The following is a 14574-nucleotide window of genomic DNA, read 5'->3' as shown; positions in this document are numbered from 1 at the left end:
AGCGGTCGTGCTCCCAGCTGGTGTTACTCGCCGGTCGCCTTGGCGATGATTTCCTTCGAGACGTTCGCGGGAACCTCTGCGTAGGAATCAAACACCATGGAGAAGTTCGCCCGACCCTGGGTCTTCGACCGAAGGTCTCCGATGTAGCCGAACATCTCCGAGAGCGGAACCAGCGCCTTCACGACACGGGCACCACTGCGTTCCTCCATGGCCTGGATCTGGCCACGGCGGGAGTTGAGGTCGCCGATCACGTCGCCCATGTACTCCTCGGGCGTGGTCACCTCGACAGCCATGAGCGGCTCGAGGATGACCGGACCGGCCTTGCGGGCGGCTTCCTTCAGTGCCTGCGAACCGGCAACCTTGAAGGCCATTTCGGACGAGTCGACGTCGTGGTACGCACCGTCGAGCAGCGTCAGCTTGAGGTTCACCAGCGGGTAGCCGGCGAGCACGCCGTACTGCATGGCGTCGCGCGCACCGTGGTCGACGGAGGGGATGTACTCACGCGGAACGCGGCCACCGGAGACCTTATTCTCGAAGGTGTAGGGCTCGCCTTCCTCGCCGATGTACGGCTCGAGCGCGATGATCACCTTGGCGAACTGACCCGAACCACCGGTCTGCTTCTTGTGGGTGAACTCGTGCTTGTCGACCGTCTTGGTGATGGTCTCGCGGTACGCGACCTGCGGCTTGCCGACGTTGGCCTCGACCTTGAACTCGCGACGCATGCGGTCGACGAGGATGTCGAGGTGGAGCTCGCCCATGCCGCCGATGACGGTCTGGCCGGTCTCCTCGTCGAGCTCGACGGAGAAGGTCGGGTCCTCTTCGGCCAGCTTCTGGATCGCGGTGCCCAGCTTCTCCTGGTCGGACTTGGTCTTGGGCTCGATCGAGACCTGGATGACCGGGTCCGGGAAGCTCATGGACTCGAGCACGATCGGGTCGGCCTGATCGCAGAGGGTGTCACCGGTGGTGGTGTCCTTCAGACCGATCATCGCGTAGATGTGGCCGGCCACGGCCTCGTCGACCGGGTTCTCCTTGTTGGCGTGCATCTGGAAGAGCTTTCCGATGCGCTCCTTCTTGCCCTTGGTGGCGTTGAGCACCTGGGCGCCCGGATCGATCCGGCCGGAGTAGACGCGAACGAAGGTCAGCTTGCCGAAGAACGGGTGCGACGCGATCTTGAAGGCCAGCGCCGAGAACGGCTCGTCCTTGCTCGGCTTACGCGTGATGATCTCGTCCTCTTTGTTGAGGACGTGACCCTCGACCTCGCCGATGTCCAGCGGGGTCGGCAGGTAGTCGATGACCGCATCGAGCATGGGCTGAACACCCTTGTTCTTGAACGCGGAGCCACAGAGAACCGGGTAGATCTCGGAGTTGACCGTCAGCTTGCGGATGGCGCCCTTGATCTCCTCGACCGTGAGCTCCTCACCGCCGAAGTACTTCTCCATGAGCGCGTCGTCGGTCTCGGCGACCGTCTCGAGCAGCTTGGTGCGGTACTCGTTGGCCTTCTCGACGAGATCCGCGGGGATCTCCTCGATGGTCGGCTCGGCACCGGTCGGCACCACGCCGCGCCAGGTGACGGCACGCATCTCGACCAGGTCGACGACACCGTCGAAGTCGTCCTCGGCACCGATCGGCAGCTGGATGACCAGCGGCTTCGCGCCGAGACGATCGATGATGGTCTGGACCGTGAAGTAGAAGTCCGCGCCCATCTTGTCCATCTTGTTGACGAAACAGATGCGCGGAACGTCGTACTTGGCGGCCTGACGCCAGACCTGCTCGGACTGGGGCTCGACGCCCTCCTTGCCGTCGAAGACGGCGACGGCGCCATCGAGCACGCGCAGCGAGCGCTCGACCTCGACCGTGAAGTCGACGTGGCCCGGGGTGTCGATGATGTTGATCTGGTTGTTGTTCCAGAAGCAGGTCACGGCGGCAGACGTGATCGTGATGCCGCGTTCCTTCTCCTGCTCCATCCAGTCCGTCGTCGACGCACCGTCGTGCGTCTCACCGATCTTGTAGTTGACACCGGTGTAGAACAGGATGCGCTCGGTGGTGGTGGTCTTGCCGGCATCGATGTGCGCCATGATGCCGATGTTGCGGACCTTGTTCAGGTCGGTCAGCACTTCCTGTGCCACAGGATTCTTCCCCGCTCGTAGCTCGTGTCGGTCCTTCGCGGACCACGTCTTTTTGTGTTGTCAGCCGGCCCGTGAGGAACCGACACATAGTGGCAACGCCGGTGCGGCACATTAAGTGCCGCCCCGGCGCCAGATCACCAGCGGTAGTGCGCGAACGCCTTGTTGGCTTCAGCCATCTTGTGGGTGTCCTCGCGACGCTTCACGGCTGCACCGAGGCCATTGCTGGCATCCATGAGCTCGTTGGCGAGACGCTCGACCATGGTCTTCTCACGACGTGCACGCGAGAAGGTCACCAGCCAGCGCAGGGCCAGCGTGGTGGAGCGGCCGGGGCGAACCTCGACCGGCACCTGGTAGGTGGCGCCACCGACACGGCGGCTGCGCACCTCGAGGGCGGGCTTGACGTTGTCCAGCGCGCGCTTGAGGGTGACGACCGGATCGGTGCCGGTCTTCTCACGCGCCTGCTCGAGGGCTTCGTAGACGATGCGCTCGGCGGTGGACTTCTTGCCGTCCAGCAGGATCTTGTTCACGAGCTGCGTGACCAGCGGCGACCCGTAAACGGGGTCGTTGATCAGCGGGCGCTTGGGAGCGGGGCCCTTACGTGGCATTAGCTCTTCTCCTTCTTGGCGCCGTAGCGGCTGCGTGCCTGCTTGCGACCCTTGACACCCTGGGTGTCGAGGGAGCCGCGGATGATCTTGTAGCGAACACCCGGGAGGTCCTTCACACGACCGCCACGGACGAGCACCATCGAGTGCTCCTGGAGGTTGTGGCCCTCACCGGGGATGTACGCCGTGACCTCGACCGAGCTGGTCAGGCGGACACGCGCGACCTTACGGAGCGCGGAGTTCGGCTTCTTCGGGGTGGTGGTGTACACGCGGGTGCACACACCACGACGCTGCGGGCTTCCCTTCAGGGCAGCGGTCTTGAGCTTCGCGACCTTGTCGCGACGCCCCTTTCGGACCAGCTGGTTGATGGTTGGCATATACCGGCTTTCTTCTGTCGACCGATCTGCGCTTGGCAGGTCTGGTCGTTGTGTAATTAGGGATCTAGCAGTTGGAGCAAGAAAACGCTGCTCCTCACCCGTCCCTCGACCCCGAGGTCGGGCGTGTCGCATACCCCCACACAGGCAGCCGAATGCTCGTCTCTGAGGAGAGCGCGCGCGCGGCCTTACCTTGCTAGGCACACAAATCGACCCGGGCAGGCCGGGCACGACCCACAACGATACCCGGCGGCGCGCCTTCAGGTCAAAGCGAGTCGATCGGTGGTAACGGCCCGCGCCGGGTCACGACAGGGCCACCGGTTGCTGGTCCCCCGACCGCCTGCGGTGCAGGACCGAATCGAGATCCGCGGCCCACTGCTTGATCAGCTCGGCCCGCCGTTTGGAGTCGTCGGTGAGGACATCGGCCAGGCCGAGCCCGCGCGCCAGGTCGAGCGTGAGCTGCACCCACCGGTGCGCGATGAGGTCGCCGTCCTCCACCCCGAGCATGGCGACGGCCGTCCGGTGCGCGACCCGGCCGAACTTCTCCTCGAGCGGCAGCACCCGCTCGCGCAGCGCCGGGTCCGAGGCGGCGGCGGTCCACACCTGCAGGGCCGCCTTGAACAGGGTGCCGGTGTAGTACTCCACGAGGCGGGTGACGATCGCCTCGGTGCGGCCGGGGCCGGCGGGCAGGCCGGTGGCCTCCAGTCGGGCGGCCTCCATCCGGCTGTCGAACATGAACTCGAGCGCGGCCGTGATCAGGTCCTCGCGCGTCGGGAAGTGGTGCTGGGCCGCGCCGCGGGAGACCCCCGCGCGCTTGGCGACCACACCGACAGTGGTCGCGGCCCAGCCCTGGTCGGCCAGGCAATCGATGGTCGCCTCGAGCAACCGCTGCCGCGTCAGCCGGCTTCGATCCTGCTGCGGTTCACGCATTCGGCACCTCCCGCCCCCATGTAAATTTCCGTTATCTTTACGTTATCTTCGCCACAAAGGCCTTGCCTCAGCCGTTACCTGCCGGTACGAAGGTTCCCGGTGCACCTGATGCGCCCCTATGAGAATCACCGAACACAACCAAGGAGCACATCATGGGTTCTGCAGAATTCGCTTCCGCATTCGACGCCATCAGCACCTTCGCCGGCGCGATCGGCGACCTCACCGGTGGACTGGGCACCCTCGTCGGTTCCGTCGACGGGCTCGTCAACCCGAAGGCCTGATCGCCTTTACGTAACACCCGACAGGACCCGCGCTCGACTCCTCGAGCGCGGGTCCTGTCGTATCCGGCCACCACGTACTCCTCGACGTCCTTGCTATTCGCTGGGTACCCAGGCAGGCGGGCGGCGCTGGAAGAAGGCGGTCATGCCCTCGACGGCCTCCGGCGATCCGAACAGTCTCGCCGACTGGGCGGCGAGCTCCTCACCGTAACGGTCGAAGTCGGCGAGCATCCGCGCGGTGGTCAGCCTCTTCGACTCCGCCAGTCCCTGAGGGGACGCCAGCGCGAGCTCCGCGCAGACCTCCGCGACGGTCACCGCGGCGTCCTCGGACGCGATGGTGATCAGGCCGAGGCGTTCGGCCTCCGCCGGACCGAACTTCTCCCCGGTCAGGAAATACCGGCCCGCTGCCCGGGAGGTCATCCTGGGCAGCACCGTGAGCGAGATGATCGACGCCGCCAGCCCCAGCCGCGCCTCGGTGAGCGCGAAGGTGCTCGACGGACCGGCGATCGCGATGTCGCACGCGCCGACCAGCCCCATGCCGCCTGCCCGGACGTGACCGTCGATGCGGGCGACGATCGGCTTCGGCAGTTCGAGGAACTCCCGAAGCAGCTCGGTCATCTGAGCCGTGCGCCCCGCCGCCAGCTCCGCCGGGTCGGCATCCGATGCCCCGCCCGCCTCCGACAGATCCGCGCCGGCGCAGAAGGTGCCGCCGGTGTGGGTGAGCACCACCGCGCGGACCGAGTCGTCGGCCGCCGCGTCCGCCAGCGCCTGCCGGAGTTCGCCGACCAACCGCGAGGAGATCGCGTTGCGGTTGCGCGGCGAGTCCAGGGTGACGGTGGCGAACCCGCCCGCGACCTCGGAGCGGACGTACGGCGCGCTCGTCTCGGGAACCGTCATGGTCAGTACGACCTCGGCAGCCCGAGCGAGTGCTGGGAGACGAAGTTGAGGATCATCTCCCGGCTCACCGGCGCCACCCGCGCGATCCGGGCGGCCCCGAGCATGGCGGCCAGTCCGTACTCCTTGCTCAACCCGGCGCCACCGTGCGTCTGGATGGCCTGGTCGAGCGCCTTGATGCTCGCCTCGGCCGCCGCGTACTTCGCCATGTTCGCGGCCTCGGCCGCGCCGAAGTCGTCGCCGCTGTCGTAGAGGAACGCGGCCTTCTGCATCATCACCTTGGCCAGCTCGAGCTCGATCTTCGCCTGGGCGAGCGGATGCGCGATGCCCTGGTGCGCCCCGATCGGGGTCTTCCAGACGGTGCGCTCCTTCGCGTACTTCACCGCGGCGTCGATCGCGTACCGGCCCACGCCGATCGCCATCGACGCACCGAGGATCCGCTCCGGGTTCAGGCCGGCGAACAGCTGCATGAGTGCGGCGTCCTCCGATCCGACCAACGCCTCACCCGGCACCCGGACCTCGTCGAGGAACAGCGTGAACTGGTGGTCCGGCTCGATGATGTCCATTTCCATCGGCGTCTTGACGAAGTTCTCGGTGTCGGTCGGCACGATGAACAGCGCAGGCTTGAGCTTGCCGGTCTTGTGGTCCTCGGTCCGCGCCACGATCAACACCGCGTCCGCCTGGTCCACACCCGAGATGAAGATCTTGCTCCCGGTCAGGATCCAGTCGGCGCCGTCGCGGCGGGCGGTGGTCGAGATCTGGTGCGAGTTGGAGCCCGCATCGGCCTCGGTGATCCCGAACGCCATGATCTTGCTGCCGTCGGCGAGGCCAGGGAGCCACTGCTGCTTCTGCTCATCGGTGCCGTACTTGCCGATGATCGTGCCGCAGATCGCGGGCGAGACCACGACGAGCAGCAGCCCCGCGCCGTGCGCGGCCAGCTCCTCCTGCACCAGGGCGAGCTCGTAGATGCCCGCTCCCCCGCCGCCGTACTCCTCCGGCAGGTTGACCCCGAGGAAGCCGAGCTTGCCCGCCTCGTTCCACAGCTCGGTCAGCGGCTCGCCCCTGCGCGACCGCGGCAGCACGTAGTCGACGTAGTTGAAGCGCTCGCCGAGCTTGGACACCGCCGCGCGCAGTGCCTTCTGCTCGTCGCTCTCGATAAAACTCATGCCGATTCCTCTTCCGTCTCTTCAGGTTCAACAATGGCAAGGACAGACCCGACGTCGACCTGCTGGCCGACCGAAACCGGGAGCTCCACGAGCACACCCGACGCGGGGGCGGTGATGGTGTGCTCCATCTTCATCGCCTCGAGCCAGACGATCGGCTGGCCGAGCGTGACCGAATCGCCCTGCGCGGCGCCGAGGCGGATGACCGCGCCCGGCATCGGCGCGAGCAGCGAACCCGCCGCGACGATCGTCGCCGGATCCACGAACCGTGGGGTCGCGGTCAGGGCGACCGGTCCGAGCGGCGAGTCGACGAACACCTCGTCGCCGTACCTGGCGACGTCGAAGGTCCGGCGCAGGCCTGCGACCTCCAGCACCACCACGTCCGGGGTCGAGGACACCAGCGAGACGTGCTCGAAGCCCTCGGCCCGAAGGCCGCCCCGCCCGAGCAGGTATCGGATGTCGTACTCCCCCGACGCGCTGGTGTACTGCTTGAACTGCGGCTGCGACGTCAGGTTCCGCCATCCGCTCGGGATCTGGCCGTCGACGCGAGCCGCCGCCCGGTTCGCCGCGGCATCGGCCAACGCCGCCGCCAGCGCGGACAGCGCCTCGGCATCCGGATCGGCCAGCGGCCGCGCCAGGGTGTCGAGCCCGTGGGTGTCGAAGAAGGCGGTGTCGGTGTCCCCGGCCAGGAAGGCCGGGTGCCGCAGGATGTTCACCAGCAGATCCCGGTTCGTCCGCAGGCCGTGCAGCGCGGTGCGGGCCAGCGTCGAGGCGAGCAGCTGCGCGGCCTGTCCTCGGGTCGGCGCGAACGAGATGACCTTGGCGAGCATCGGGTCGTAGTGCACCCCGACCACCGAGCCGGCCACCACGCCGGAGTCCAGTCGCACGCCCTGCCGGTCCAGGACCGCGAATTCCTCCACCGTGCCGGGGAGCTCGATGCGGTGCACGGTCCCGCTCTGCGGCTGCCAGTTCTTCGCCGGGTCCTCGGCGTAGAGACGGACCTCGATCGAGTGTCCGCGCAGCGCCGGGGGTTCGGCAGGCAGCGCGACGCCTGCGGCGACCTGCAGCTGCAGGTCCACCAGGTCGAGTCCGGTGGTGCACTCGGTGACCGGGTGCTCGACCTGCAGCCGGGTGTTCATCTCGAGGAAGAAGAACTCGCCGCGCTCGTCCGCCAGGAACTCGACGGTGCCCGCACCCTCATAGCCGATGGCGTTCGCCGCCAGCCGCGATGCCTCGAAGAGCCGCTCACGCATGCCGGGGGTCCGCTCGACCAGAGGCGACGGGGCCTCCTCCACGACCTTCTGGTGCCTGCGCTGGATGGAGCACTCGCGCTCGCCCACCGCCCACACCGTGCCGTGCTTGTCGGCCATCACCTGGACCTCGATGTGCCTGCCGGTCTCGAGGTAGCGCTCACAGAACACCGTCGGATCGCCGAAGGCGGACTGCGCCTCGCGCCGGGCCGCCTCCAGTTCGCCTGCCAGCGCTGACAACTCGCGCACCACGCGCATGCCGCGGCCGCCGCCACCGGCCGACGCCTTGATCAGCACGGGCAGGTGTGCCTCGGTGACCTCGTCGGGCGCGAGCTCGACCAGGACGGGAACGCCCGCGGCGTCCATCAGCTTCTTGGACTCGACCTTGGAGCCCATCGACTCGATGGACTTGACCGGCGGACCGACCCAGGTGAGGCCCGCGTCTTCGACCGCCTGCGCGAATCCCGCATTCTCCGAGAGGAATCCGTAACCGGGGTGGATCGCGTCGGCGCCCGCGGCACGCGCCGCGTCGATGATGAGGTCGGCCCGAAGGTAGGTCTCGGCCGGGGTGTTGCCGGGGAGCCGGATGGCGGCGTCGGCCTCGGCCACGTGCGGGCTTGCCGTGTCCGCGTCGGAGAACACCGCGACGGTGCCGACGCCGGTCCGACGCGCGGTCGCGAACACCCGCCGCGCGATCTCGCCGCGGTTTGCCACAAGAACGGACTGGATCGCCGGTCCGAGCGAAGCGTTAGGGGAAGTCATCACGGTCTGCCTCACATGCGGAAGACGCCGAAGTTCTCGGTGCCTTGGATCGGGGCGGAGGCAATGGCCGAAAGGCACATTCCCACCACCGTGCGGGTGTCACGCGGATCGATGACGCCGTCGTCGTACAGCCGGCCGGACAGGAACATCGGCAACGACTCGGCCTCGATCTGGTTCTCGATCATGGCGCGGATGCCGGCGTCGGCTTCCTCGTCGAACGCCTGTCCGCGGGCCTCCGCGGAGGCCCTGCTGACGATGGAGATGACGCCCGCCAACTGTGCGCCACCCATGACCGCGGACTTCGAACTCGGCCAGGCGAACAGGAATCGGGGATCGAAGGCCCTGCCGCACATTCCGTAGTGGCCGGCTCCGTACGAGGCGCCGAGCAGGATCGAGATGTGCGGCACCTTCGAGTTCGCCACGGCGTTGATCATCATCGAGCCGTGCTTGATCATCCCGCCCTCCTCGTACTCCTTGCCGACCATGTACCCGGTCGTGTTGTGCAGGAACAGCAGAGGGGTGTTGGAACGGTTCGCCAACTGGATGAACTGGGTGGCCTTCTGGGACTCCTCGCTGAACAACACGCCTCGGGCGTTCGCGAGGATGCCGACCGGGTAGCCGTGCAGCTCCGCCCACCCGGTGACCAGCGAGGAGCCGTACATCGGCTTGAACTCGTCGAAATCGGATCCGTCGACGATGCGGGCGATCACCTCGCGCGGGTCGAACGGGATCTTCAGGTCCGCCGGGACGATGCCGAGGAGTTCCTCCGGGTCCGCCAGCGGCTCGATCACCTCGGCCCGGGGCGCCGGCCCCTCCTTCTTCCAGTTCAACCGCTTGACGATGCTTCGGCCGATGCGGATCGCATCCTGCTCGTCGACGGCGAAGTAGTCGGCCAGACCCGACTTGCGCGCGTGCATCTCGGCGCCGCCGAGCGACTCGTCGTCCGACTCCTCGCCGGTGGCCATCTTCACCAGCGGTGGGCCGGCGAGGAACACCTTGGAGCGCTCCTTGATCATCACCACGTGATCGGACATGCCCGGGATGTAGGCACCACCCGCGGTCGAGTTACCGAACACCAGGGCGATCGTGGGGATCCCGGCCGCGGAGAGCTGGGTGAGGTCGCGGAACATCCGACCGCCCGGGATGAACACCTCCTTCTGGGTCGGTAGGTCCGCGCCACCGGACTCGACGAGCGAGATCACCGGCAGTCGGTTCTGCATCGCGATGTCGTTGGCCCGGAAGCCCTTCCGCAGCGTCCACGGGTTGCTGGTGCCGCCACGGACGGTCGGGTCGTTCGCGACGATCAGGCACTCGATCCCCTCCACGACGCCGATGCCAACCACCGTGCTCGCGCCGACCGGGAAGTCGCTTCCCCACGCCGCGAGCGGGCACAGCTCCAGGAACGGCGAATCCGCATCGATCAGCAGCTCGATCCGCTCACGGGCGAGCAGCTTGCCTCGCTTATGGTGCCGCTCCACGTACTTCTCACCGCCGCCTGCCAGCGCCTTGGCGTGCTCGGTCTCGAGCTCGGCGAGTTTGGCGTTCATCGTCTCCACCGCGGTCGCGTACACCTCCGACCCGGTGTCGAGGGTGGACCTGAGAACCGTCATGACTGATACCCCAATCGCTTTGCCGCCAATCCGGTGAGGATCTCGGTGGTGCCACCGCCGATCCCCAGGATTCGCATGTCCCGGTATTGCCTTTCGACTTCGCTTTCCCGCATGTAGCCGAGCCCGCCGAACAACTGCACCGCCTGATTCGCCACCCACTCGCCCGCCTCAACGGCGGTGTTCTTCGCGAAGCAGACCTCGGCGATGAAATCCTGATCCGATTCCAGCGAGCGCTCGACGAGGGCGCGGGTGTACACCCGCGCCACGTCGACCCGACGAGCCATCTCGGTGACGGTGTTCTGCACCGGCTGCCTGCTGATCAGCGGCCTGCCGAACGTCTCCCGGTCCCGGCACCATTGCAGGGTCAGGTCCAGGCATCGCTTGGCGCTCGAGTACGCCTGGGCGGCAAGCGCGATCCGTTCGGTGAGGAAGGCCTGCGCGATCTGCTGGAACCCGCTGTTCTCGCCACCGACCAGGTTCTCCGCAGGAACCCGGGCGTCCACGAAGGACAGCTCCGCGGTGTCTGAGGCCAGCCAGCCCATCTTCTCGAGCTTGCGCGTGACCTCGAAGCCGGGCGTGCCCTTCTCGATGACGAGAAGCGACACCCCGGCCGCCCCTTCCCCACCGGTGCGGACCGCGGTGACCACGAAGTCGGCGCGGCAGCCGGAGGTGATGAACGTCTTTGCCCCGTTGACGACGAAGTGGTCGCCGTCCCGAACGGCCTTGGTCCGCAGGTGCCCCACGTCCGAGCCGCCACCGGGCTCGGTGATCGCCAGTGAGCCGATCAGCTCGCCCGCGAGGGTGGGCCGCACCCAGCGGTCGATCTGCCGCTCGTCGCCGGCCGCGACGAGGTGCGGCAACGCGATGCCCGAGGTGAACAGGGAGGCGAACAGGCCACCCGACCCGCCCGCGTAGTGCATCTCCTCGCAGATGGTCACGGCGTCGACGAGGTCGCCGCCGGACCCGCCGACCGACTCGGGGAACCCTGCGCCGAGCAACCCGAGCGCGCCCGCCTTCTTGTGCAGCTCACGCGGCAGCTCGCCGTGTCGCTCCCACTCGTCGAGGTGGGGCAGCACGTCCTGCTCGGCGAATCGGCGAACCGTCTCGCGCAACGCCTTTCGCTCGTCGGTGGTCCACACGCTCACAGTGTTCCTCCCAGGGGTTCGCTACCGAGCAGAAGTTCTTCCGGAATGTCGATGTGCCTGGCGCGTAGCCACTCCCCGAGGCCCTTGGCCTGCGGATCGAATCGGGCCTGCGAGGCGACGCCCGCCCCGAGGATGCCCTCGATGACGAAGTTCACCGCGCGCAGCTTCGGGAACAGGTGGCGAGTCACCGGCAGCCCCGCCGCCTCAGGGAGCAGCCGCCCGAGCTCCTCGACCGTGAGAGTGTTGGCCAGCCAGCGCCACTGTTCGTCGGTGCGAACCCAGACTCCGACGTTCGCGTTGCCGCCCTTGTCGCCACTGCGGGCGGCCGCGATCGTACCGAGCGGGACACGGATCGTCGGCGTCGTCGGCAATGCTTGCGGCAGTTCGGGATCGGCCGCAGGCGCCAGTTCCAGCGTCGGCCCGCTCGGGGCGATCGGGATCCTGGTGCCGTCGGGCAGGACCGCGGTGTGCGGCACCTCGGCGGCGTCGACGTAGCCGGGGGTGAACACGGCGTACGGCTGTCCGTTCGACGGCGGCGCCGTCAGGCTGAAGCCCGGGTAGCTGGCCAGCGCGAGCTCGACCGACACCGACGAGAAGGCTCGACCGACGACGTTCGGATCCGGATCGCGAACGACGCAGCGCAGCAACGCGCTCGCCGTCTCCTCGGTGTCCGCATCCGGGTGGTCGGTGCGCGCGAGGGTCCACGTCATCTCGGCCGGCTTCGTGGTCATCCACGCCTCGAACTGCGTGCGGGCGAGCTCGGCCTTCGCCGCGATGTCCAGGCCGGTGAGGATCATCGTGAACTCGTTGCGGAACCCGGCCAGGGCGTTGAGGGAGACCTTCAGCGTCGGCGGCGGCGCCTCACCCCGCACCCCGCTGATGCGGACCCGGTCGGGTCCGTCGGAGGAGAGTTCGAGGGAATCCATCCGGGTGGTGACGTCCGGTCCGGCATAGCGGCCGCCGGTGATCTCGTAGAGCAGCTGAGCGGTGACGGTGCCGACGCTGACCGCACCCCCGGTGCCCGCGTGCTTGGTGATGACCGAGGATCCGTCCGCGTGGATCTCCGCGATCGGGAATCCGGGTCGCCCCATGTCGGCGATCTCGGTGAAGAAGGAGTAGTTGCCCCCGGTCGCCTGCGTGCCGCACTCGATCACGTGCCCGGCCGCGACTGCTCCGGCCAGCTGATCGAAATCCGTTCGCTCCCAGCCGAAGTGCGCCGCCGCGGGTCCGACGATCACCGACGCGTCGGTGACCCGGCCGGTGACCACGACATCCGCGCCCGCGCCGAGGCATTCGACTATGCCCCACGCGCCGAGATAGGCGTTGGCGGTCAGCGGAGCGGGCGCGCCCGACGCACCGGCGAGCCCCAACTCCGCCGCCCTGGCGATCAGGTCATCGCCCTCGACATGGGCGATGACCGCGCCGAGACCGAGCCGCTCGTTCACCTCGCGCAGCGCCCGCGCCAGCCCGCCCGGATTCAGCCCTCCCGCATTGGCGACGATCTTGACGCCCTTGTCCAGCGCCAGCCCCAGGCAGTCCTCGGCCTGGCGGAGGAACGTCTTGGCATATCCCCGGGAGGGATCCTTCATCCGGTCGCGACCGAGGATCAGCATCGTCAGCTCGGCGAGGTAGTCGCCGGTGAGGTAGTCGAGTTCGCCGCCCTCGAGCATCTCGCGCATCGCCGAGATGCGGTCTCCGTAGAAGCCGGAACAGTTTCCGATCCGGACCGGGTTTGTCATGCGTCCACCTTCGGGTCACGGCCCGCGCCGGGAGGACCGGCGAAGACCTGGGCGATTGCGATCCACGCGGTGGCATCGGGTCCCACCGCGGTCAGGTCCAGATCCGCCGGGTTCGCTCGCTGGGTGACCAGCAGGCAGAAGTCCGCGGCGGGGCCGGTGACGCGCTGCGCGGCGTCTTCGGGGCCCCAGGTCCAGACCTCGTCGCCCTCAGGGGCCGTCAGCTCGAACCGGAACTCCCCCGCGGGCGGGGTCAGTTCGTTCACCGCGTACGCGAAGTCACGGGTGCGCACACCGAGATGGGCGATGCTGCGCAGGCGGTTGGTCGGCGGGACGTCGACGCCGAGCGCCGCGGCGACGTCCTGCCCATGCGCCCAGGTCTCCATCAGCCGGGCGGTGGCCATCGACATCGCACTCATCGGCGGGCCATACCAGGGCAGCTTGGTACCGCTCGGCACCGCAGCGAGCGCTTCGGCCAGTGTGGACCGACCGGTGCGCCAGTCCGCCAACAGTTCGGCGGGCGGCCGGGCGGCCTCGATCTCGGCGGCCTCGTCGACGAAACCGAGGGGGTTCTTCCATGCCTCGGCCAGCGACTCGGCGAAGGCCTCTGGATCGATGACCGCCATCAGCGAGGCGCGATCGGTCCAGGCCAGGTGCCCTATCTGGTGGGCGATCGACCAGCCCTTGGCGGGCGTCGGGCCCGCCCATTGTTCGTCGGTCAGGCTCGCGACCAGCGCGTCGAGCTGATCACCCTCCACCCGCAGGTCCCCGATGGTGGTACCCAGATCGGCCATGAATGCTCCCTTGAGAAGTGCTGCGACCAGCATCACACCGCGAGCCATAAAAATCAAGCACGCTTGCTTGTTATTGGCTCCCAGCCTGCCCGTCATGAACGCCCAGAGATTTTCCCGCGATTCTCGCACCCTGCGCGCGCCGATGGGGTTTGATGCTCGGAAAGCAAGGCGAGCGTCCAGTTTGCTTGTGGCCGGCCGCCACCCCTCGGCGATTCGCGGCTGCCGCACCCCGCCGCCCCACCCTGCGCACCGACGGACATACGATCCACGAACCCCTTTGCGCCACAATCGATTACGCCAAAGAATGGTCATCCGATTCCGCTACACCGGAGGCATCCCGTGCGGTAGAACTGGTGCGCGCCGAGCTCTGGGGTGCACTTTCCATCCATCGACACGAGGAGACATCTATGCCCGCGTTCGACTTACCGACCCTGTTCTCCCTGCCGGCGCAGGACATCTTCGCCGGCATCATCATCGGCCTGCCCTTCGGCATCGAGCTCCCGATCGGCAGCTGATCCGCTAACACCGGCGCCCCATTGGACGAGGCTGAACCCAAAGAAATGAGATGTAGGTCACGACAGTTGCCGGTTTGTGACCTGACCGAGATCTCGTGCGGTAGAACTACAACACGCGCGCAATTCTCGGCGCATCACCATCGAGAAAACAGGGAGCACTCATGCCGTCTTCGTCCGAACTCTCCACCCTCTTCGGCGCCCTCAGCACCGTCTTCGGCATCCTCGGGTCCTCGGAGACCTCGGGTGGCGGCTCCAGCGAGTAGTCATGTGAGCACACTGTGGGGGCTGCCGGCGACTCGGCGGCCCCCACAGTGCTGCCCGGGGTCGATCATTTCGATGTCGAATTCACTCCACAGCAACGCATTTCGGCGCAGCGGAGGTGGATTGCGGAATCG

At 67.6% G+C, this 14574-nt stretch carries 12 protein-coding genes; 1 reads left to right on the top strand and 11 read right to left on the bottom strand.

The window, feature by feature from the left end; genetic code table 11:
- Positions 1–23: 23 nt before the first annotated feature.
- The 4 genes from fusA to JOE46_RS23845 all read right to left on the bottom strand — a co-directional run bounded on the left by fusA (position 24) and on the right by JOE46_RS23845 (position 4032).
- On the bottom strand, positions 24–2126 hold the full coding sequence (gene fusA / locus JOE46_RS23860; RefSeq protein WP_097210986.1) for an elongation factor G: 2103 nt from the start codon (positions 2124–2126) through the stop codon (positions 24–26).
- Positions 2127–2260: 134 nt separating this feature from the next.
- Positions 2261–2731: a 30S ribosomal protein S7 gene (gene rpsG, locus JOE46_RS23855; protein WP_027500619.1), complete on the bottom strand. Its 471-nt coding sequence runs from the start codon at positions 2729–2731 to the stop codon at positions 2261–2263.
- Positions 2731–3105, bottom strand: a complete 375-nt coding sequence (gene rpsL / locus JOE46_RS23850) for a 30S ribosomal protein S12 (RefSeq protein ID WP_027500620.1) — start codon at positions 3103–3105, stop codon at positions 2731–2733. Before rpsL ends, rpsG begins: the two co-directional genes overlap by 1 nt.
- Before the next feature lie 300 nt (positions 3106–3405).
- On the bottom strand, positions 3406–4032 hold the full coding sequence (locus JOE46_RS23845) for a TetR/AcrR family transcriptional regulator (RefSeq protein ID WP_097210985.1): 627 nt from the start codon (positions 4030–4032) through the stop codon (positions 3406–3408).
- 152 nt (positions 4033–4184) lie between these two features.
- Here JOE46_RS23845 and JOE46_RS26885 point away from each other — a divergent pair, with 152 nt between their 5' ends.
- Positions 4185–4313: a hypothetical protein gene (locus JOE46_RS26885; protein ID WP_257017258.1), complete on the top strand. Its 129-nt coding sequence runs from the start codon at positions 4185–4187 to the stop codon at positions 4311–4313.
- 93 nt (positions 4314–4406) lie between these two features.
- Here JOE46_RS26885 and JOE46_RS23840 read toward each other — a convergent pair whose 3' ends face one another.
- From JOE46_RS23840 to JOE46_RS23810, 7 genes are read right to left on the bottom strand one after another with little or no spacing between them, the layout of a single operon-like run.
- Positions 4407–5207 carry an enoyl-CoA hydratase family protein gene (locus JOE46_RS23840; protein WP_209928675.1) on the bottom strand — a complete coding sequence of 267 codons (801 nt, stop codon included), beginning with the start codon at positions 5205–5207 and terminating at the stop codon, positions 4407–4409.
- Positions 5208–5209: 2 nt separating this feature from the next.
- Entirely contained in the window at positions 5210–6370 is a 1161-nt protein-coding gene (locus JOE46_RS23835) for an acyl-CoA dehydrogenase family protein (RefSeq protein ID WP_097210983.1), read from the bottom strand.
- Positions 6367–8379 carry a biotin carboxylase N-terminal domain-containing protein gene (locus JOE46_RS23830; RefSeq protein WP_097211095.1) on the bottom strand — a complete coding sequence of 671 codons (2013 nt, stop codon included), beginning with the start codon at positions 8377–8379 and terminating at the stop codon, positions 6367–6369. The genes JOE46_RS23835 and JOE46_RS23830 overlap by 4 nt, the downstream gene beginning before the upstream one ends.
- Positions 8380–8390: 11 nt before the next feature.
- Positions 8391–9989, bottom strand: a complete 1599-nt coding sequence (locus JOE46_RS23825) for an acyl-CoA carboxylase subunit beta (protein ID WP_097210982.1) — start codon at positions 9987–9989, stop codon at positions 8391–8393.
- Complete coding sequence (locus JOE46_RS23820; RefSeq protein ID WP_209928673.1) at positions 9986–11134, bottom strand: acyl-CoA dehydrogenase family protein; 1149 nt, start codon at positions 11132–11134, stop codon at positions 9986–9988. Before JOE46_RS23820 ends, JOE46_RS23825 begins: the two co-directional genes overlap by 4 nt.
- Entirely contained in the window at positions 11131–12873 is a 1743-nt protein-coding gene (locus tag JOE46_RS23815; protein WP_209928671.1) for an acyclic terpene utilization AtuA family protein, read from the bottom strand. The genes JOE46_RS23820 and JOE46_RS23815 overlap by 4 nt, the downstream gene beginning before the upstream one ends.
- Entirely contained in the window at positions 12870–13664 is a 795-nt protein-coding gene (locus tag JOE46_RS23810) for a TIGR03084 family metal-binding protein (RefSeq protein WP_209928670.1), read from the bottom strand. Before JOE46_RS23810 ends, JOE46_RS23815 begins: the two co-directional genes overlap by 4 nt.
- Positions 13665–14574 lie beyond the last annotated feature (910 nt).

The organism is Rhodococcus sp. PvR099 (assembly GCF_017833315.1).
Lineage (GTDB): Bacteria > Actinomycetota > Actinomycetes > Mycobacteriales > Mycobacteriaceae > Rhodococcus_G > Rhodococcus_G oryzae.
The sequence above is the reverse complement of the archived record's forward strand: the minus strand, read 5'-3'. Positions and strand labels throughout refer to the sequence as shown.